Source organism: Methylophaga sp. UBA2513 (assembly GCF_002341285.1).
Taxonomy (GTDB): Bacteria; Pseudomonadota; Gammaproteobacteria; order Nitrosococcales; family Methylophagaceae; genus Methylophaga; species Methylophaga marina.
Window position 1 is genome coordinate 214,180 of record NZ_DDNT01000010.1, and the last position, 17,271, is coordinate 231,450.

Sequence of the window (17,271 nt, forward strand, 5' to 3'; positions counted from 1 at the left end):
TTGCTATAAAGCCTTTTGGATGCCTGCTGCGACGGCGTTGCTCATGTTTTCCCAATAGCGTTTTTCCAGATATATCGCTTCGCCCATGGTGTCTTCATTAATCGGTTGCCCTGGCAACCAGTGATGCACCAGGCATGTCACCTGGTGCAATCCGTTTTGTTCTATTTGCTTTGCGAGTTGGTCGGCTTTCCCAGCGTGACTTTCACCGCGCTCGAAAACTGTTTATTGAGTTCACCTGCGATTTGTATGCACAAAAAGCCGTTCGGCTTACCATCAATCAACACAACCTCTTTCAGCTCATCTTTTTGCTCCGGCTTGATGGTTTGCATAAGCAAGTTATAGCTAGGCGCCACTTTGTCTTGTGCATCAATTGAGTTGATATAACGGTTGGCATCATCCACGCCAAAATCAAAATCAAAGTTCTGATCGTTTAGTGAAAGTGTGGTTAAAGGCATGGTTTAGTCCTCGTTTTTAGTTTTAGAAAGTTGTTTTTTGAAAACGTATTTTTCGTACCACTTCTGCAGGCCTTCTTCGAGCATGAAAATCAGCCTGGACCCCATGTGGCCAGAAACGGCAATCATGGCCGCAGCCAACATCGGTGGAATCTTTGCCGCTTCACATAAAAAGAAGGTGATAAGCCCTGCAAATGCCGCGGTTACAATCTCCCCGACCAATTCTGTAATCGAAAAGCGGGCAATCTTGCCCATACGACGCTTGCGGATATAACTCACTACACCGCCCATAATCGAAAGTAGAAACACCCAGGAATACGTTATTAATGGGTAAGCCGTTGGGTCTTTCTCAATCATTCGCTCTGTTCCTTGTTGTTCACTGAGTTCCACCAATCGATTAAGGCGTTGCATTGGTTTTTGGCCTTGTTGTACTGGTTGACGGTGCCGAGCCCGTAGTCGATGAGCTCGGCTTCTGTAACGGTGGAAGGTCGGGTATCGGTATCAGCATCGATATCGGTGGTTTCGGGCATGTCGTCACGGGCGGCACTGTTGAACAGCCGCACAGTGCCATTAGACAGATTGCAATCACTGTCTTTTTGCTGAATAACCGGCACATACTTCGGCACCTCTTTGGTAATGGTTTTGTAAACAATCTCGGTCTTTTTTTGCTTTTCAATCAGCTCCAGTTCCTGCTGACGGTCCTTTTCGTATTGTTCGTCGGCATCTTCCAGGGCTTTGGATATCGCTTTTGCCATTTCAGCCTGAACGCCCCTATCGCGGTAGTCGTAGCCCACAAAAAAGCTGGCAGAACAGCTTGCTGCAAATACCGCGATAATCAGCCAGTTCATAGCTGTTCTTCCGTGAGCAGCGTGTAGCTAAACGATGGTCCATACATCGATGCTGATTTCTTGGCCAGAGCCATTAACAAATCAAAATCACATGGATCAGCTAACACCTGGCAGCCGGCAGACCATTTATCCACCTGCAGCGAGATGTTATTCACGCCGGCACGGTGCAAGTTAATGCCGAATAAGCCCTCATCAATGCTGGTTTCGGCCATATCCAAAGCCGTATCGCTATCATTGTCTCGATAGACCTTCATCGGTTTACGTTGAACCAGGGCGTTGTATTTCGCCTGGTGAGGACCAATCTGCCACACCCCCCGATAATGACCAGGCACCACAATCGCCGTGCCATCTAAATTAAGCGGGTTTTCACGGTAAAACAGACCAGGATCGGTCGTGGCTGGAAACACATGCATCACTTGCTTTTTGTCCAGCTCGTACAGCACCACAATCACATCATTAAACGTGTTGGCATCCGTATCATGGCTACGCACACCGATAATGTTGAGGTTGTAATCACCCTTAAAAAACGGGTAATCGTGCTTTTTCAAGGCATCAGTGATGGTCTTTGTATTGAAGCTGTTCATGCTTCTTCCTCAGACTCGATGCTGCTGACTTCAACCAACTGCACATCACGGCCTAATAGCTTGCTGATGCGTTGCTGTTCCAGTTTTTTGGCAAGTTCTTCCTGTGCAACGATGGCATCAAGGCGAATCAATTGGCGCTGTATGGTCAATACCTGGATATGTTTTTCCAGCTCTTTGATGCTCATGTCTTTTATTGCTTTGGCCATGTCGTCACCTATAGTTTGAAAATTTTATTCACGCCGGCATCCCAATTCAGGTTGATGTCGCCGCCATTGGGTGGAATCGGTAAATCCGCACTTTCATCGTTGTAAGCAATCAAACGCGAGGTGGCTTCGTTTCCTGTGTCCTGGTACAAAGCAATCGCTTCAATATCTGCACCGGTGACTTCCTGAAACACCACGTTCGCTGCACCGGCCACGCCTAATGCTTTGGTTTTACTGGTTAACGCATCACTTATCGATACACGCGCTGCAGCGGGAATATCAGCCAGAAATTCATCTGCATCTATGCTCACGCTGTAATTAGCCGTATCAATGGCCACCACTTTGATGATGTCGGCATCCCAATCGATGTCGCCGCCTAGAAAACCTTCACGGCCTTTGCCGTATAAACTTGCTGTCATAACGTTTACCGCCTAACTTTTGCTTGAATTAACTGTTCCCAAGTGGCGGTGAGTCCTTCGCCCTGGGCCACGATGTGTAATTTGTAACGCTTGCCTTCTTCTAAGGGTGTGTCCGGTGCTAATAACGCCCGATAGCAGCCGTCTGATTCCTCAACGTAATGCAGCGTGATGGCATCCGGTGTCACCACAGATACGCCTTTTGATGTGTGCAACGTCGCCACCACATTCGCTGTGTTGATGTATTCATCTGTAAAGACGTTACGCAGCCCACGAAGCTCAATCGTGTTGGAATTTGCCAGCAGGAAAACATTCTCAGTGGCCAACGTTCACCTCCACCACGCCTAAAATTGGCGGACCAGTGAAAATGTCGGCGTTCATGTAGCCTGTGATTCTAGATCCACCTTTTATGCTGATAGCACCGAACGTTTCAGCCGTTTCTATGCTGTTTAGCCTTAAAACATGGTTCACATTTTCAATATTGAACGGCTGCACCTGTTCGCCAGGTGTAATGCCTGGCACGCTGAAATTGACTAGACCAGTTGAGAAGTGAATATCACCCAGCGATGACGACTCGTTGATAAAGGCAGCCGAGAAGCTAACAGCGCCAGGTGATAACACCGGTAAACCCACAAACTCTTGAGAAGGAATGGACACAAGAGAGACATTCGAGCCGCCAACAGAGAAAGTGGGGTTCGGCACCACGGCATCCCCCTCGATGCCAGGCACAGAAAACGAAACCGCACCAGGTAATAATTCAATATCACCCAAGGCTGATTGACTCAGGATGGATGACAACGCCAGAGAAACGGGACCAGGTGAAAGCGTGATCACCCCCGCTGACTCAGACGAACCGATACTATCCACATTGAATGATTGAGTCGGTGCCGGTGTGTTGGTTTGTCTAATCCAGATAGGCGATAACATTACGCGGCCTCCAGGAATTGGTATGGGTTTATGTGGAAGTCATTCAAAGACAAATTGCCATCAGAGAAAATGATGCATCTATCTAATTCCGTGATAGTGCTGACATCCTGACTTAACGAACCACCTGCCTGATGAGGATTTCCGCATAAATAGAAGTCAGGCGTAGATATGTTTACTAGTCCACTTGCAGGGATAGAAACTTCATTGTTTGAGTACAGTTCTTTTAATGTAACTTTCGCCCCGTTATAACTTGCTAAAAATGCAAACCTGTCACCCTCAGAGAGCAAAACTACAGGTGATGTCGTGTAAGCGTTTCCACCTGCTACAACCTGCAATCTAATGCTTCCTGGAGAACCACTACTTTGTAGCAAAATTCCTCTTAATGATGAAAGATTACCTGCAACCCCATAGCTGATTATGCAGCCATAGCTACCAGAGCTTTTATATATGCCTGATACGAAAATAGTGAACGCTTTCGAAATAGAAGGAATATCAGCATAAATATAAGAACCTAGAGAATATGCACGAATGTTCCCCTGTTCAGTGAAAGAAATATCACCCACAAATGAGATAGGCGTATTCCTCAATAGCTCACGTCTATGTGCTGAACTTGGGAAGAAGTCAGCAATAATGCTTTTGTTTTTAGCTTTTTGGTTCAATCTCACAGGCACAGTCGGCTTACGCCCTGGATACCAAAGCTCAGGCGCTGTGATTCTGTTATCGGGTAGATAAACGCTCACGCTATGCCTTCCCGTTCCATGTCCATGGCGTTAACGTCAGCACGGTCGTGCCACTTGTGGCCACACCAGAATCATTCTTGATGTAGAACTCACAGTCATCGCTGATGGTAATGCCAGGCAATGAAATAAATTGCTGGGTACCGACCGCATTTAATGGGAATGAACCAATATAAATATGCGGAAAATTATCACCTGGCACCGGCGCGTGATTGGTGCCTTTGATGTTTTTATCACGACGGTACAGATGCACTGATTTGCCACTGGTGGCCAGCGTTGGCAATGTAATATCCAAAACGGCATCCGCGAACCGGACCTTGTCGGTTAAAACTAAGGCGGTAGCTTGTGCTTCTGTGCTGTAGGCAGCATTGGCTATCGATGTCGCTGCACTAATGGCCGTATGCTCGGCTTGCTTTTCAACAATGGCTGCAGAGGTATTAATCGTCATGATTCACCCTCACAAAAGCCACGTTTTGAGCAGTAATAACAGGTAAACCAACTGACTCGGCAGGGCTGACCAGGTATTCACCTATCGCTTTAATAGCGTTAGCTTCTTGCTCAGTAATTACGTTGTTCAGAGCCAGATCATCCAGTTGAAAACGCACGCTGTCCAAAGCCACATCAATACCACCCTGGGCTGGGCTCATCATTTCCAATGTTTTCGCCAGTAAAGATGAACCTGCAGCGGCTGTTTCAAGCTTGGTTAAAATATCCGTCGCTGCTTGTGGTCCGAGCTTGTCCATCAATGTGCGTGTAGTGATAAACGTTTGCTTCAGCTGGGTGACTGATGGTGAGTTGCACCAATCAGCCACAACCTGATCATCTGTTTCACTGCCAGGCATCAACGCTATCACGGCTTTGAGTAGTGAAAAATCCATGCGTTAGTCCTGCAAATCCCGTGTATCGTCTTCACTCAGATATGGCACGCCGTTAATGCGTACAAAGTCTGAGCTGGTGACATCAAACGGCACTTTGTGCTTGGTTTTCTCGCCACCTTTTGGATCAACGTTGAGCAAATCAGAGATTTTCACTCGGCAGCCAAACAGCTCGAACTTTTGAGATTCATCCAGGGCTTTACCTGTTGAAATAATGTCGAAGGTGTCCATACCTCTCCAGCTGCCTGCTGATTTGGCGGTTTCCACCATCAAATTAAAGTTACGGCTATCAAGCTCAATTTCACCAGAGCAAGACACATCACCATCGACATAACCATCAGGCACACCATGGGTATAGGTTGCGGCACTGTTATCAGTAATCGTCGCCGTGAAGTTTTCAGCGTGGATCAATAAATCGCTGAACATAAAGTCAAAGTTTTGACCGGATAAACGTTTAGACACGGTTTAATCTCCTATGCAGTTGGATTATTTAAATCCAACACAATGTTGGCGGTGAGTTCTTTCGGAATTTCAAAAGGCCGTGCTTTCATGAACGCCTCAACCTTTTCGCGAGTAACCCAGGTGATGACAATGTCACCCTCAACTGGCGGCTTTAATTCAGCAGGAAAAGGAATGCCCTGGAACACCGTCGACTTACTCATTTCACGCAGTGGTCGCATAAGCTTATTACTCGCCCAGGCTTCACCATTTGGTGTCGAGTTAAAACGACGGTTACCGGTCAAACCAATTAACACCAGGCGAACAGCCCGAGCCGCTTTATCGACTACACGCAGGTTTTCCAGCACTTGATAATCACCCGCTGGTGCATCCAGCGTTTGAGCATCCGACCAGAACACGCCAGGATAATCAGGGAAAAACGATGGTACTGAGAAGCGTTGGTCATTCAACGCTTTGGCATGGGCCATGTTGTATCGCACACCGTCTTTATCAACGGGTAAGGTGGTTTGATCCTGCCCCACTAATGGGCCAGTTTCGACGCGCATTGGCGTGTCAGCCACGCTGACACCAGAGTTACACAAACGGCCAGCGATAATGCCAACGGCATCGTCATAGATATACGGCACAGGTGAAACCCGATGCGCTGAGAGCGTGTCGGTTAGGTTGTTCACCGCAGTGATGTATTCTGACCAGGATTCATTTTCGCTATCGATACCGCGCACAGCACCAATAAAGAAAAGACGACGGCCATATTGAGCTTCGATATTAACTGCTTTAGTTTGCATGGCAGTAAAATCAGATGCCTGAGTGACCGGTGTACAAATCACCGCCCCTTCAACTCGGACATTTTCATTCATGGCCATGTCAACCGCTGGATCCCAAAGCGCACCATTAGCCACCGGCACAGCCACAGCCGCCCAGTTTTCACCGGCATTTTGTCTGGCTGCAATGAGCTGTTGCTTTAGCTCTGAATCGGCTTCGCCAAGTTCAGCATCTAAATCGCTATCAGTATTTAGGAATAACAATTGATCAACATTGGTCGCTGCCACACCGATAAACAACAAATATTTCTCGACCGTTGGGAATGGGCCTTGCTGTAAATTGAGCGCATTGACCGTAATTTTAGGTAACGCCACGGGCTATCTCCTGCTTAATTTGTTTTAAAATGGCATCAAAGTGCTGCGTAATGTCGGCCTTGGTTGCCCCTAAAAATGAGCGTGCCGGCAGCGTGGTTTTCCATGATGTTTTTGGACTTTCGCCCGCTTGCTCACGTAACTGACGTAACAACGAACCAGCCTGGCCAATGGTGAGGTTTTGCGTTACCCACTTAAGGCTTGGCTTTTTGCCGTTCTTTGATTTGCGTTTATTGATGGTGAAGCCGGCCTCACGTAAGGCGCGTGCCTGGTCGCGTGTGGCTGGGCTGTCTTGATTTTTTGCACTGTTTCTTTTCAGTGAGCGCGTGGTCACGCGCTGTGTGTAACCATGCTGTTGCTTAGCCGCTATACGAGCTGATGAACGCTTATAAAAACCGACCACGGCCTCAGTGCCATCTGCGCGGATGACTTTGAGCTGTCGAGCGAGTTTCAGTAGCATTTTGCTGCCACCACGTTTCTTTTTGGCACGGGCTGGATATGCCTGGCCAGAGAGGTCCGTTTGCGTGCGAACTCGGCGTTTGCTGTCAGATATGGCTTTTTTACCCACTCGTGCAAGTAATCGACGGCGAAGCTTTGTTGGCAGGCCGAGTATTTCAATCTGCTGTTTAAGCGTCATCAGGCCGGTGACCTGAATACTTAATGTGGGATTCATGTTCTCACCTCACCTTCCAGGGCATAATCAATACGCACCGGTGCCAAGCGATAACGTTCACCGTTTAACCGTAGTGGTCCAGCAGGGTCTTGGATGATTTCCACGTCTTCAACAAAATCGATGTTGATTTCTAAATCGGCCGTTTGGTTATCCAGGATGTCGATATCGGTTTCAGGTGGATCGAGCTCCAACTGTTCGCGTAATTCGTCGTTATCGATTAACCAGGCAATGACATGGCCGAATAACAGCTCGGCGGGATGCTCCTGGTGCGGGAAACGCTCAATGACGATGGCTGCTGTGTAATGCAGGCGAAACAGCACCATGCCATCGTTGCCCATATCTTTGGCCACACCAACGAAACGGGCATTTTCTGCCCAAGCATCGATGTTTTCAGCCGCGACCATGTTCAGCTTCAGCACGGATTCAGTGATGGCTTGTAACATCTTCATTACAGCAGCACCGCGTGAAAACCATGCGTTTTCATTTTTGGGTTATCAGGAAAAAATGTATTCCAGAGCGATGCAATGGATGACTGGCTTTCATCGAGCCAGAATTTTTCTGTTTGCTCAGATTCTTTGGCCTGATTTTCAGCTACTTCTCGGCGGTTCATGCTGATGAACTGTTGCAACAGGAACGCTTTGGCACGGCTATAGACCGCCGCTTCATAGTGAACCAGTAATAGTTCACTGCTCACGACGGGTGATGAGTTTGCAGCCAGGTAACTTTCAAAGTCAGCATAACCGAGCGTTAAAAGGTGTTGCTTTACAGGGTCCAGCGTTTCATTCACACGCACGACGGCCAGGCTTAAGCCTGTGCTGATCGTGTCGTCTGCAATATCTGAAGGCACACGGTATTTGCTCATCAAATCAGCCGTGGACACATCAGGCCACCACCCATCATTGGTGATAGGTGATGCGCTTGCTAGTGATGGTTTTCCCGTTAAACTCATGCGAACCCTGTGTTATGTAAGGTGCCGGAACAAAACACGAACCACTTCTAATACAGCGTTGGAGTGCTTCGTTTTTTGCCCTGCCCCGGCGGTGGAGCCTGTAAAGCGGCTGAATTACTCTTTATCAGCCTGGGCTTGTTCTAACTTCTCAATTTCTTTGAGTGCTTTACTCATTAGTGTTTTGGTGCCATGCCCTTCTGGATTAACCTTTTGAGTCGCTTCACACCAGGACACGCAGGCTTTAAATTCCCCCTTCAGGAAGGCATTCTTTGCCATCATGTTCAGCATTTTGCTTTTCACTGGCATCGCCAGTTCCCACTTCGCATCCAGTAGCACTTTCACCAAGTTATCCAGGTACGGGCTGGCTGTTTTCTCTTCCTTAATTTGTGCACTAGCCCAGTCATAGGTGTAATCACAAATGAACGTTTCCATCGTGCTGCTAAAGCCATGCGGCATGGTTTGCTTTGGCGTTTTCACCAGGTAAAACCCCAGGTGTAAGCCTTGCTCGATATCACCGATATCGAATAACCAGACCATCATCATCACGGCCACGCTGTTCGGGTAGTCGTGGCCATTGGCCATGTAATCTTCAACAAACGGCATATAGTTCGGCAGCAGCTCTTTTTTCATCGCTGCTTTATCTTCTATGGTGTCTTTGGTGCTTAAACGCTGAACATCGGTCTGTAACGCAGCTTGGTATTGTTCAAGCAGTTGTTTGAATGGCTTACCATCACCAGGCGTTTGAAAATGTTGATTAGCGTCCAAAGTCTCCTGATTTAGATCAGGTTGATGTTTCAACTGAATCGCCTTCAATTTACTAATCGGTTGCTCAGTCTTTGGCTGGCTCAGTTGCTTTTCACCACCCGGCTCTGCTCGCTTTTGTTTTAACTGTCTTAATTTGCTCATTTCGGCTCCTGTTTATCCCTGACCGGCACCCCGGTCAGGGAACAGTGGGTTGCATTGCTTCAGGGTGTTATTCGGCTGTTAACTGAATACCTTCGATAAAGGCGGTCAATTCCTCATCCTCAACCACATAACCTTGGTTCGCTGAGTTAAAGTCCTGCACTTCGTCTTTCTCTGGTTTGTCTTTTTGCAGGCGACGAACCGAGCTGTCTTGAACGTAAATGGATAAGTTTTTTAGTGGTGTGACGAGCACTTTTCCTTCTGGGAAGAAAGGCGCATACATCGTCGGCATGTTGCCGTAAGCCTTAGTAATACGACCGGACAGCATGGCTTTTTCCGTCGGTGTATTACCATTGGTTTCGTAATAGGTACCTTCTTGAGAAGACAAAATGTCTGAGCCAACAATAAAGACCAAATCATCACGGTTACGGTGATAAATAGGCAGCATCTGTCTGGCTTCATGAGCCAACACATCCAGATTTTTAAAATCAGCACTACCCAAAACCACTTCATTAGTTGCAGCGGCTAAATGCTGCGAACCACCATTGAAATCACGAATCTTTTGCAGCCAACCAATATTCATATCTTCAAGATTAGGGTTAGCATTGATGTCACTATTTGTGGAAACTGATGTGCCATGCCAACCGATAGTCAGCATGTCGTTACCAATGGCTTGGCGAACAAGCTGCATATAACGAGAAGCAAAATCAGGGAATTTCGCCCAGGCATCAATCAAGGCATATTTAATGGCCACATCGAATTCTGTTTTAAAGCATTCGTAGCCTTTTGAATCCGTATCGGCCAAGTGTTTTGGGACACGTTCACCGGATCCGGTGGTATCTGTTCTACTCGCCACACGGCCAGATAAGAACATGCCAACCTTTTCGCCTTTTAGCTCAGCAACAGGCACAGCCCCATTAATCTGACGAAGGAAAGGATTACCATCTTCAATGATCTTGTTATAAATGGTTTGCGCCACTGTTGGCGTAGCAGCGTAATGTTGACCGGCCGAAGGATTACCCGGTTGCAGCCCGAAACCACGAGCGGTATTAACAAAGTGGAGGTCTAATGCTTGGCGACCTTGTTGAGATAAATTCATGTCTGATTCCTTACTGATAAAACGGAGTTAGATGTAGTCGTCAGCTTTGAAGGAATCACCTTCATGCTCACCGGCATTGGTGCCAGGTTGTTCTTCCAGCGCGGCTTTGAACTGTTTGGTCAGCTCATCAAACTTGGTTTGCAGTTTGTTAAAGGCTTCAGCATCAACCGTTGAAGCTTGCTCACCACCTTTATGGCTGGCTTTGGCATCCTTCAGTTCTTTGATTTCCGCTTCTAGTGCAGCAAAGCGTTCAGCGGTGATTTCCAGTTTTTCAGGTTCACCGCTTGGCTTACCTTCACCTTCTGGCTTGCCATCTAGCTGTTCTTTAAATGCAGCTAATGACTCACTTAAAGCTGTCATTGAAGCCGTCAGTTGTTCTGCGGTTTTCTTATCCATGTCGCCCTCGTCGGATTTGTCTTTGGAAAATAAACGTGTAAACCAACGCGGGGGCTGGTCGTCGTTGTGTGAATCGTTGAAGTTGTGAGTCTCGTTTTCGACGAACTCACCTAAGATGATGGTTTGGTCTTTGTTAGCGGTGAATCGCATTTCAGACGTCGCTACTGAAGCCGGTGTGTCTGTGGCAGCAAGACCAGATAGATAAAACTTGCCGGTGTCTCTGAAGTTAGGCATTAACTCCATTGAGGTGTGGAGACGCTGCCCTGATCTAGCTGTTGATTGATAAATCTCATTCGGGGCAATTTGAGCGTAAAGGTCGACGCCACCTTCTGAGTTCTCTTCAGCTCTGACGGCAACAACGCTGCCCATGCTGTACATGCGAATGTGATCCGGCCAGATTTTCGCCTGGTATAACTCTGGGTCATACGTTTCAGCGGCATCTCGTAACCATTGCGGATCTATGTCACGACCATCGATGGTTTTGCCACTGCGGCCGATGCGTTTCCACTCTGTTTTTAACTTAGCCATTCATCACCTGGTAACCTTAAATTTTCAGCTTCGTGCTGGTTTTGTGAAAATATTAGGTCTTAAAAAACCGTGATTCAACGCTTTTGCTTTGGCTAGATTCCTATAACAAATTACTAGGAAAGTTAAGGACTTACTTCGCTTTTTTTGTGTGCTTTGGCACCTAAAATAAGGTCAAAAACACAGAGGCATCATGGCGAAGTATTCAGCAGAGATAAAAGAAACGGCGAAAAAGCTCTTTATTAAGGGCTGGTCTATCACTGAGATATCAGCTCAGACCGGCGTGAATGAGCGAACGCTGTATAACTGGCGTGATGCTGACGAGTGGGAATCCTTTGCTGCACCGGACACAGTTGAGCAAGCCATTACCAGGCGAATCAATGCACTGATTGAGATTGATAACAAAACAGAGTCACAGCAGCGAGAGCTGGATTCACTGGTGGCTAACTTTGGCAACCTTCGCATCAACATCGCCCAGGCTCAAAAACTACAAGCTGAAGCGGTGGCCATATCCAAAGGTAACTACATACCGCATGAGTTTCGTGACTCAGCCCCTACCGAAGAAGAGCTAAAGCAAGAGAAAAAGCCCCGGCGTAAACGCAAAGAAAAACCGCCCAAGAACGATATCTCCAACATCACTCAAGAACAGCTGGATGAGTTTAGACAATCCCACTTCTTCGAATACCAGTTGCTATGGCATGAAAAGAAACGCCAGAGAACACGCTTCATCCTTAAATCGCGTCAGATTGGTGCCACCTATTACTTTGCTTATGAAGCATTTGAGGATGCCGTACTCACCGGTGACAATCAGATATTCCTATCTGCATCACGCGACCAGGCCGAAGTGTTTAAGGCTTACATCATCGCTATTGCTAAAGAACATTTTGATGTTGAGCTAAAAGGCCAAGGCGTCATCATTCTCTCTAATGGTGCTGAGATTCGCTTTCTCTCAACCAACAGCCGAACGGCTCAGTCTTACCACGGCCATTTATATGTGGATGAGGTGTTTTGGATACCGGACTTTGAGAAGTTATGGAAAGTCGCCTCGGGTATGTCTGCTCATAAAAAATGGCGTCGTACCCTCTTCTCTACACCATCAGCACAATCACACCAGGCTTACCCGATGTGGTCGGGTGAACGGTTTAATAAGGCGAGAAAAGAAGACGACAAAGTCGAGTTTGATATCAGCCATGCAGCCTTAAAAGATGGCGTATTGGGCATTGATAAAATCTGGCGTCACATGGTCACGGTGAAAGATGCTGAAGCCAATGGCTGTGATTTATTTGATATTGAAGAACTACAAATTGAATACACACCGGATGACTTTAATAACCTATTCATGTGTGTGTTTATTGATGATGCCAAGTCCGTTTTCGCACTCCACAAACTCATGGCCTGCATGGTGGATACCGATGCCTGGTCAGACTATCACCCCGAAGCGGCCCGGCCATTTGGTAACCGCCCTGTCGCCTTGGGTTATGACCCATCACGCACGCGAGACAATGCCACACTGGCGATATTAGCCATACCGCTTAACCCACAAGAGAAATGGCGCGTACTCAAACACATCAGCTATAACGGCCAGAACTTCCAGTACCAAGCCAACCGCATCAAAGAAATTGTGGAAACGCACAATGTGAAGCACATCGGCATTGATATCACTGGCATCGGTTATGGCGTATTTGAGCATGTGGAAAACTTCTTCCCACGTGCCACGCCGATTAACTACAGCGTACAAACCAAAACCGAGCTGGTGTTAAAAGCCCTGGGCGAAGTCGAGTCCCAACGCCTGCAATACTCCGCTGGTGATAAACAAATTACCCAAGCATTCATGATGGTCACCAAAACCGTCACCCCAGGCAGCAGCCAGATTACCTATGGTGCCAACCGTTCCAACACCACTGGCCATGCCGATGTGGCCTGGTCCATCATGCACGCCCTTAACTATGAGCCATTAGTCCCACGCCGTAAGTCCACGATGAAGATGGCCGCTTAACAGGAAACCACCATGTCAGACACCAAAATTCAATTTACCTTTGGCGATCCCGAGCCAGTACTTAATAACAAGATGACCGATTATCTCGGTGTGTTTACTGACCTGGGCGGTAAATACTGGGTACCACCTGTGAGCCTCAATGGCCTGGCCCAAACCCGTGGGGCAAATTCGCATCACAACAGCATTCTCCATTTTAAGAAAAACATGATTTTAAAATGGTTTGAACCATCCAAAATGCTGAGCTACAGCACACTAAAACAAATCGCGTTAGATTTTGAAGTGTTTGGCATGTTCTATGTGCAAATATTCACCAATGGCTTTGGCCGCCCTGTTCGGCTGGGCCACTTACCCTCCATTGCTATGCGTCGGGGTAAAAAGCCTGGTGTATTTTTCAAGCTGTTATCCGATGGCAGCGAAATAGAATTCGCCCCCGATGAAGTCATTCAAATCAATGAATATGACGTGATGCAAAGCATCTATGGCATACCGGAATATATGGGCGGCATACAGTCCGTTTTACTCAGTGAAGACGCTGGCCTGTTTCGCCGTAAGTACTATAAAAACGGGGCTCACATGGGCTATATCTTCTTAACCTCCGATACAGGCCTGGAAGAAGATGATCTACAGATACTCTCTGACCAGGTATCGCAATCTAAAGGCCCCGGTAACTTCCGATCGATGCACCTCAATATCGAAAGAACCAACGCCAAAGAACCGGTGAAGATCATCCCCGTGGGTGATATTGGTACCAAGGATGAGTTTGAACGCATCAAAAACATTACCCGTGGTGAAATCCTTTCCATGCACCGGATGTATCCAGGTTTATCTGGTGTGATACCAGAAAGTAATAGCGGCTTTGGGGATATGGAAAAGATTATGCGGGTATATCACGAGCTAGAAGTCGGAGCAATGCAGCAGCCGTTTTTAGAATTGAATGAATTATTGGGTAAACAGGTGGTGAATTTTAGAGAGCCGGATTGGAAGTTTGAGCTGTGAATAAAATCCCAATAACTATATTGTAGAACTACATGACTAGCTACAATCCCAAGTAATATAGATTATCCTGCACACTAACTCACTGTATAAAAAGAATTAATTAAACATGAATTAAATGTCATACTATAGTTAACACAACTACCTTATGCAATTTCTTGTGAATGACAATTTTTTACTCCCGAAGAATGGAATCTCTTATGAACACTTCGCAAAAAAACAAACTAAGAAACGCCTTTGATTCAATACTTCGTGCTGACTACATTACACTAGACAACATTGATGAACTTGGAGATCTTGAAGAATACTTCATTGATTTTTTTGGTATTTTACAGAGCTTGCTTCAAAAACAAGACAGTTTCATTAGTGGAAGAAGAGGCACTGGAAAGACAACTAACTTACTCAGAGGGTACTTCGAGTGTCTAAAATCTATAGCACCAAAATTAAAATCAGATAGTCACATTCTCGGAAATAGAAAAGTACTTCCTATCTACGTCGACCTTAGCACATGTAATGATCTTTTTGACAACGATAACGAAATTACATCAGTCGAAACACATTTCATAAGACAACTGATTGATTCTCTAAAGAAACAGTTATATCTGATGTTCGATGATAAATACCTGGCTTTTTTTCAACGTGAAAATCCTACATTAAATGATTTGGAACTTATTGAAAAAGTTTTAATAGAGGGTGAAACAATTGCCTCCTCAAAAATCTATGATGAAAAAACCAGCCATAAACAAGAGAGTGATATAGATCTTGGTGTCGAGCTTTCCAATAAGCCCAAACTAAAAAGTAACCTCTCAGATAAAGAATCTGTTGAACAGTCTAGAACAATACAAAAAATAAAAGGGTTAAATGCCCAAGAATTTCTAAATAGAATTAACACGATCAAGAAAAAAGCAAATATTGACTCAATTTATGTTTTTATCGATGAATATTCTGATCTTAACGCTGCGGCACAATTACGATTTAGCACTTTACTTAAATCTTTTCTAGGTTCAAAAATTGGTATGTTTTTCAAGCTAGGAGTAATTACTGATAGATATGATTTTGGTGAAAAAGTTATTATTGGTAGAGACATATATCCTATACCTCTGGATTTCAATGAATATGCAGATCGATATAATGGTGCCATTGCTGCGATTAATAAAACACAATCATTCGTCGAAAATTTAATAGAGAAAAGAATAGAGAAATTCTGTCCAGATTTATCTCTTTCTGACATTTTCAAGGCAGATTTTAACGATATTCTATACAGAATCACCAGAGAGACATTAGGGGTATCACGCACCATAGGAATGATACTCCAAAATGCATTTTCTCAAGCAATGTCTTCATCTGATGGCCGGATAGGCTTATCTGAGATCAACTACGGGATCAGTACAGCAAGAAAAACATATCAAAAACAGTTTACTGGAAGCATCAAGAAAAAACTGGTGCCTGGCTACAATATTGATATTTGGAACAAAATTCTCGAAAAGGCCAAAGCAGAAAAAAATAAGTATCCTGATCGTGCCGCGAGCCATTTCATGTTGGATCCAATTCGTAAAGAATATCTAAACGTACTTTGTGAAAATTTTATGATTCACTTTATTTCTGACAATGTAGTTTCCAAACACGGAGGAAGTTATAACCTTTACTCAATTGACTATGATGTTTGCTTAGAATTTGGGATCAAATATGCCGATAAGAAAGATGAATATACTCCAATCAGATTTATATATGATCCAGTAATTTCTGAGTTTGATGGTTACTTCCTAGGAACAAAACAAAAAAGTTATAAATGCTCCGAATGTGGTCGCATTTATTCTGAAACTGAAGTACAGCAATTCAAAATCAAACGTTGCTTTGAGGATGACACAAAACTAGATGAGATAATTCATCAAGAAGCACCAGTCAGTAGTGGTAATTTTGCTGAGGTAGAAATTAGAATATTAGGATTGATATCTCAACTACAAAAAGATGAAGCAATGACAGCTAGAGAAGTTGCGGATTCAGTAGGTTGCACAATACAAAAGGTTTCTGCTTGGGCAGGTAGGGTATTAGAAAGGACTGGAGAGATAAATGTTAATAAATCAGAAAAGCCTAATAAATATTACTCTAACGAGTTTTGTGATGATTGATGAGCTAGATCTAAAAAAATAATCTATGCGAGTTGAATGCCCACACTGCCATCAAAAAGCCATTATTAGTTCGACTAATGCGTTGTCTCATACGGTGAAAGATCTGTATTGCCAGTGCACGAATCTTGAGGGCGGTTGTGGTGCTTCATTTGTGATGAAACTAGGCTATTCTCACGACTTAAACCCGCCGATTAATAACACTCGTCAAATGGCGATCAGTTTATTAAAAAACCTGACTCTGAGCGAAAGACAAGCTTTGCTTCAGGGAGATTTATTCAATAACTAGTCTAAAAAGCGGTAAGACTAAGAACCATAAAGTCAAAAATGAGAGCGTACCCATTTGAACTAAAGAGACTTCAAACTGGGACATCGGTATTTTATGTTTTATGTCATGTGCAAATGCATAAATTAAACTAATACTGCACACTGATAAAATAATGATAATGAAAGCCGGCAAAGCTGGAATTAAAAGATCCACGGGTTAGCTCCTTATTTTTATTTTTGTACTACCCATCTATACAAATATATGAGAACACAATTGAGCGTCAACAACACATAAATCAAAAACGCGAAACACCTCACATATTTATAAAACAAACTCAAATATCTTTTATCCTTTTACATTCATGATATGTGTACTGCTGTTTCGATAGATAATTGAGAAAAAGTGAAGAAGCCTGCCAAACAATTGATTGGCAGGCTTTTTTATTTAATCGGTTAGGCCGATTGTGCGGATGAGTTTACGTTGGGTGTTTAGCAGGCTGTACTCGATGCATTTGAGTAGGTGGCCGAGTTGTTCGCCTTCGATGAGGTCGTTATCCATGGCGTCGGGGACGATTTTGCTGATGCAGTCCAGGGCGTCGATGCCGATGGTCATCATGTAAATTTGGCGTTGAAGTTCGGGCTTGATGTCTGCACTGATGAATTGGGTGATTTGGTCTTGTGTATTTTGCATAACGGGATCCTTTTCTTTC

Annotated in this window: 25 protein-coding genes; 4 read left to right on the top strand and 21 right to left on the bottom strand. The window is 45.1% G+C overall.

Annotation, left to right across the window (positions count from 1 at the left end; genetic code table 11):
- Positions 1 to 3: 3 nt before the first annotated feature.
- The 20 genes from B3V56_RS06885 to B3V56_RS06980 all read right to left on the bottom strand — a co-directional run bounded on the left by B3V56_RS06885 (position 4) and on the right by B3V56_RS06980 (position 11,182).
- Complete coding sequence (locus B3V56_RS06885; RefSeq protein ID WP_289284095.1) at positions 4 to 129, bottom strand: DUF6890 family protein; 126 nt, start codon at positions 127 to 129, stop codon at positions 4 to 6.
- A gap of 32 nt (positions 130 to 161) precedes the next feature.
- The gene (locus B3V56_RS06890; RefSeq protein WP_289283298.1) at positions 162 to 455 is read right to left on the bottom strand and encodes a putative phage tail assembly chaperone; all 294 of its coding nucleotides are present in this window, start codon (positions 453 to 455) and stop codon (positions 162 to 164) included.
- A gap of 3 nt (positions 456 to 458) precedes the next feature.
- Positions 459 to 809 (bottom strand): phage holin family protein, encoded by a 351-nt coding sequence (locus B3V56_RS06895; protein ID WP_289283299.1) that lies wholly within the window; start codon positions 807 to 809, stop codon positions 459 to 461.
- The gene (locus B3V56_RS06900; protein WP_289283300.1) at positions 806 to 1,300 is read right to left on the bottom strand and encodes a hypothetical protein; all 495 of its coding nucleotides are present in this window, start codon (positions 1,298 to 1,300) and stop codon (positions 806 to 808) included. The genes B3V56_RS06895 and B3V56_RS06900 overlap by 4 nt, the downstream gene beginning before the upstream one ends.
- Positions 1,297 to 1,884, bottom strand: a complete 588-nt coding sequence (locus B3V56_RS06905) for a hypothetical protein (RefSeq protein WP_289283301.1) — start codon at positions 1,882 to 1,884, stop codon at positions 1,297 to 1,299. Before B3V56_RS06905 ends, B3V56_RS06900 begins: the two co-directional genes overlap by 4 nt.
- On the bottom strand, positions 1,881 to 2,090 hold the full coding sequence (locus B3V56_RS06910) for a hypothetical protein (RefSeq protein WP_289283302.1): 210 nt from the start codon (positions 2,088 to 2,090) through the stop codon (positions 1,881 to 1,883). Before B3V56_RS06910 ends, B3V56_RS06905 begins: the two co-directional genes overlap by 4 nt.
- An 8-nt stretch (positions 2,091 to 2,098) precedes the next feature.
- The gene (locus B3V56_RS06915; RefSeq protein WP_289283303.1) at positions 2,099 to 2,506 is read right to left on the bottom strand and encodes a hypothetical protein; all 408 of its coding nucleotides are present in this window, start codon (positions 2,504 to 2,506) and stop codon (positions 2,099 to 2,101) included.
- Between the two features lie 5 nt (positions 2,507 to 2,511).
- Positions 2,512 to 2,829: a hypothetical protein gene (locus B3V56_RS06920; protein WP_289283304.1), complete on the bottom strand. Its 318-nt coding sequence runs from the start codon at positions 2,827 to 2,829 to the stop codon at positions 2,512 to 2,514.
- Complete coding sequence (locus B3V56_RS06925) at positions 2,819 to 3,430, bottom strand: hypothetical protein (protein ID WP_289283305.1); 612 nt, start codon at positions 3,428 to 3,430, stop codon at positions 2,819 to 2,821. Before B3V56_RS06925 ends, B3V56_RS06920 begins: the two co-directional genes overlap by 11 nt.
- The gene (locus B3V56_RS06930) at positions 3,430 to 4,170 is read right to left on the bottom strand and encodes a hypothetical protein (RefSeq protein WP_289284096.1); all 741 of its coding nucleotides are present in this window, start codon (positions 4,168 to 4,170) and stop codon (positions 3,430 to 3,432) included. The genes B3V56_RS06925 and B3V56_RS06930 overlap by 1 nt, the downstream gene beginning before the upstream one ends.
- A gap of 1 nt (position 4,171) precedes the next feature.
- Entirely contained in the window at positions 4,172 to 4,615 is a 444-nt protein-coding gene (locus B3V56_RS06935) for a hypothetical protein (protein ID WP_289283307.1), read from the bottom strand.
- The gene (locus B3V56_RS06940) at positions 4,605 to 5,045 is read right to left on the bottom strand and encodes a hypothetical protein (protein WP_289283308.1); all 441 of its coding nucleotides are present in this window, start codon (positions 5,043 to 5,045) and stop codon (positions 4,605 to 4,607) included. Before B3V56_RS06940 ends, B3V56_RS06935 begins: the two co-directional genes overlap by 11 nt.
- Positions 5,046 to 5,048: 3 nt before the next feature.
- Positions 5,049 to 5,504 carry a phage protein gene (locus tag B3V56_RS06945; protein ID WP_289283309.1) on the bottom strand — a complete coding sequence of 152 codons (456 nt, stop codon included), beginning with the start codon at positions 5,502 to 5,504 and terminating at the stop codon, positions 5,049 to 5,051.
- Between the two features lie 11 nt (positions 5,505 to 5,515).
- Positions 5,516 to 6,637 carry a DUF2586 domain-containing protein gene (locus B3V56_RS06950; RefSeq protein WP_289284097.1) on the bottom strand — a complete coding sequence of 374 codons (1,122 nt, stop codon included), beginning with the start codon at positions 6,635 to 6,637 and terminating at the stop codon, positions 5,516 to 5,518.
- Positions 6,624 to 7,307 carry a phage virion morphogenesis protein gene (locus B3V56_RS06955; RefSeq protein ID WP_289283313.1) on the bottom strand — a complete coding sequence of 228 codons (684 nt, stop codon included), beginning with the start codon at positions 7,305 to 7,307 and terminating at the stop codon, positions 6,624 to 6,626. Before B3V56_RS06955 ends, B3V56_RS06950 begins: the two co-directional genes overlap by 14 nt.
- Positions 7,304 to 7,756 (bottom strand): phage tail protein, encoded by a 453-nt coding sequence (locus tag B3V56_RS06960; protein ID WP_289283314.1) that lies wholly within the window; start codon positions 7,754 to 7,756, stop codon positions 7,304 to 7,306. The genes B3V56_RS06955 and B3V56_RS06960 overlap by 4 nt, the downstream gene beginning before the upstream one ends.
- Positions 7,756 to 8,256 (bottom strand): head completion/stabilization protein, encoded by a 501-nt coding sequence (locus B3V56_RS06965; protein ID WP_289283315.1) that lies wholly within the window; start codon positions 8,254 to 8,256, stop codon positions 7,756 to 7,758. Before B3V56_RS06965 ends, B3V56_RS06960 begins: the two co-directional genes overlap by 1 nt.
- 114 nt (positions 8,257 to 8,370) lie before the next feature.
- A complete protein-coding gene (gpM, locus tag B3V56_RS06970; protein ID WP_289283316.1) occupies positions 8,371 to 9,162 on the bottom strand; it encodes a phage terminase small subunit in 792 nt (263 codons plus the stop codon).
- A gap of 67 nt (positions 9,163 to 9,229) precedes the next feature.
- Positions 9,230 to 10,258 (bottom strand): phage major capsid protein, P2 family, encoded by a 1,029-nt coding sequence (locus B3V56_RS06975; protein ID WP_289283317.1) that lies wholly within the window; start codon positions 10,256 to 10,258, stop codon positions 9,230 to 9,232.
- A gap of 27 nt (positions 10,259 to 10,285) precedes the next feature.
- The gene (locus tag B3V56_RS06980; protein WP_289283318.1) at positions 10,286 to 11,182 is read right to left on the bottom strand and encodes a GPO family capsid scaffolding protein; all 897 of its coding nucleotides are present in this window, start codon (positions 11,180 to 11,182) and stop codon (positions 10,286 to 10,288) included.
- Between the two features lie 190 nt (positions 11,183 to 11,372).
- Between B3V56_RS06980 and B3V56_RS06985 the strand changes: the two genes are divergently transcribed.
- The 4 genes from B3V56_RS06985 to B3V56_RS14735 all read left to right on the top strand — a co-directional run bounded on the left by B3V56_RS06985 (position 11,373) and on the right by B3V56_RS14735 (position 16,583).
- Positions 11,373 to 13,175 (top strand): terminase large subunit domain-containing protein, encoded by a 1,803-nt coding sequence (locus B3V56_RS06985; RefSeq protein ID WP_289283319.1) that lies wholly within the window; start codon positions 11,373 to 11,375, stop codon positions 13,173 to 13,175.
- A gap of 12 nt (positions 13,176 to 13,187) precedes the next feature.
- Entirely contained in the window at positions 13,188 to 14,171 is a 984-nt protein-coding gene (locus B3V56_RS06990) for a phage portal protein (RefSeq protein ID WP_289283320.1), read from the top strand.
- Between the two features lie 197 nt (positions 14,172 to 14,368).
- Positions 14,369 to 16,297 carry a hypothetical protein gene (locus B3V56_RS06995; protein WP_289284098.1) on the top strand — a complete coding sequence of 643 codons (1,929 nt, stop codon included), beginning with the start codon at positions 14,369 to 14,371 and terminating at the stop codon, positions 16,295 to 16,297.
- A 25-nt stretch (positions 16,298 to 16,322) separates the two neighbouring features.
- Positions 16,323 to 16,583 carry an ogr/Delta-like zinc finger family protein gene (locus B3V56_RS14735; RefSeq protein ID WP_414673348.1) on the top strand — a complete coding sequence of 87 codons (261 nt, stop codon included), beginning with the start codon at positions 16,323 to 16,325 and terminating at the stop codon, positions 16,581 to 16,583.
- 423 nt (positions 16,584 to 17,006) lie between these two features.
- Here the strand turns inward: B3V56_RS14735 and B3V56_RS07000 are convergent, their stop codons facing one another.
- Positions 17,007 to 17,252 carry a hypothetical protein gene (locus B3V56_RS07000; protein ID WP_289284099.1) on the bottom strand — a complete coding sequence of 82 codons (246 nt, stop codon included), beginning with the start codon at positions 17,250 to 17,252 and terminating at the stop codon, positions 17,007 to 17,009.
- Between the last annotated feature and the right edge of the window lie 19 nt (positions 17,253 to 17,271).

Excerpts from the sequence above, each read along its gene's own strand:
- B3V56_RS06890 (WP_289283298.1), bottom strand. The coding sequence starts at position 455 with ATGCCTTTAACCACACTTTCACTAAACGATCAGAACTTTGATTTTGAT.
- B3V56_RS06895 (WP_289283299.1), bottom strand. The coding sequence starts at position 809 with ATGATTGAGAAAGACCCAACGGCTTACCCATTAATAACGTATTCCTGG.
- B3V56_RS06900 (WP_289283300.1), bottom strand. The coding sequence starts at position 1,300 with ATGAACTGGCTGATTATCGCGGTATTTGCAGCAAGCTGTTCTGCCAGC.
- B3V56_RS06905 (WP_289283301.1), bottom strand. The coding sequence starts at position 1,884 with ATGAACAGCTTCAATACAAAGACCATCACTGATGCCTTGAAAAAGCAC.
- B3V56_RS06910 (WP_289283302.1), bottom strand. The coding sequence starts at position 2,090 with ATGGCCAAAGCAATAAAAGACATGAGCATCAAAGAGCTGGAAAAACAT.
- B3V56_RS06915 (WP_289283303.1), bottom strand. The coding sequence starts at position 2,506 with ATGACAGCAAGTTTATACGGCAAAGGCCGTGAAGGTTTTCTAGGCGGC.
- B3V56_RS06925 (WP_289283305.1), bottom strand. The coding sequence starts at position 3,430 with ATGTTATCGCCTATCTGGATTAGACAAACCAACACACCGGCACCGACT.
- B3V56_RS06935 (WP_289283307.1), bottom strand. The coding sequence starts at position 4,615 with ATGACGATTAATACCTCTGCAGCCATTGTTGAAAAGCAAGCCGAGCAT.
- B3V56_RS06940 (WP_289283308.1), bottom strand. The coding sequence starts at position 5,045 with ATGGATTTTTCACTACTCAAAGCCGTGATAGCGTTGATGCCTGGCAGT.
- B3V56_RS06955 (WP_289283313.1), bottom strand. The coding sequence starts at position 7,307 with ATGAATCCCACATTAAGTATTCAGGTCACCGGCCTGATGACGCTTAAA.
- B3V56_RS06960 (WP_289283314.1), bottom strand. The coding sequence starts at position 7,756 with ATGAAGATGTTACAAGCCATCACTGAATCCGTGCTGAAGCTGAACATG.
- B3V56_RS06965 (WP_289283315.1), bottom strand. The coding sequence starts at position 8,256 with ATGAGTTTAACGGGAAAACCATCACTAGCAAGCGCATCACCTATCACC.
- gpM (WP_289283316.1), bottom strand. The coding sequence starts at position 9,162 with ATGAGCAAATTAAGACAGTTAAAACAAAAGCGAGCAGAGCCGGGTGGT.
- B3V56_RS06975 (WP_289283317.1), bottom strand. The coding sequence starts at position 10,258 with ATGAATTTATCTCAACAAGGTCGCCAAGCATTAGACCTCCACTTTGTT.
- B3V56_RS06980 (WP_289283318.1), bottom strand. The coding sequence starts at position 11,182 with ATGGCTAAGTTAAAAACAGAGTGGAAACGCATCGGCCGCAGTGGCAAA.
- B3V56_RS06985 (WP_289283319.1), top strand. The coding sequence starts at position 11,373 with ATGGCGAAGTATTCAGCAGAGATAAAAGAAACGGCGAAAAAGCTCTTT.
- B3V56_RS06990 (WP_289283320.1), top strand. The coding sequence starts at position 13,188 with ATGTCAGACACCAAAATTCAATTTACCTTTGGCGATCCCGAGCCAGTA.
- B3V56_RS06995 (WP_289284098.1), top strand. The coding sequence starts at position 14,369 with ATGAACACTTCGCAAAAAAACAAACTAAGAAACGCCTTTGATTCAATA.
- B3V56_RS14735 (WP_414673348.1), top strand. The coding sequence starts at position 16,323 with ATGCGAGTTGAATGCCCACACTGCCATCAAAAAGCCATTATTAGTTCG.
- B3V56_RS07000 (WP_289284099.1), bottom strand. The coding sequence starts at position 17,252 with ATGCAAAATACACAAGACCAAATCACCCAATTCATCAGTGCAGACATC.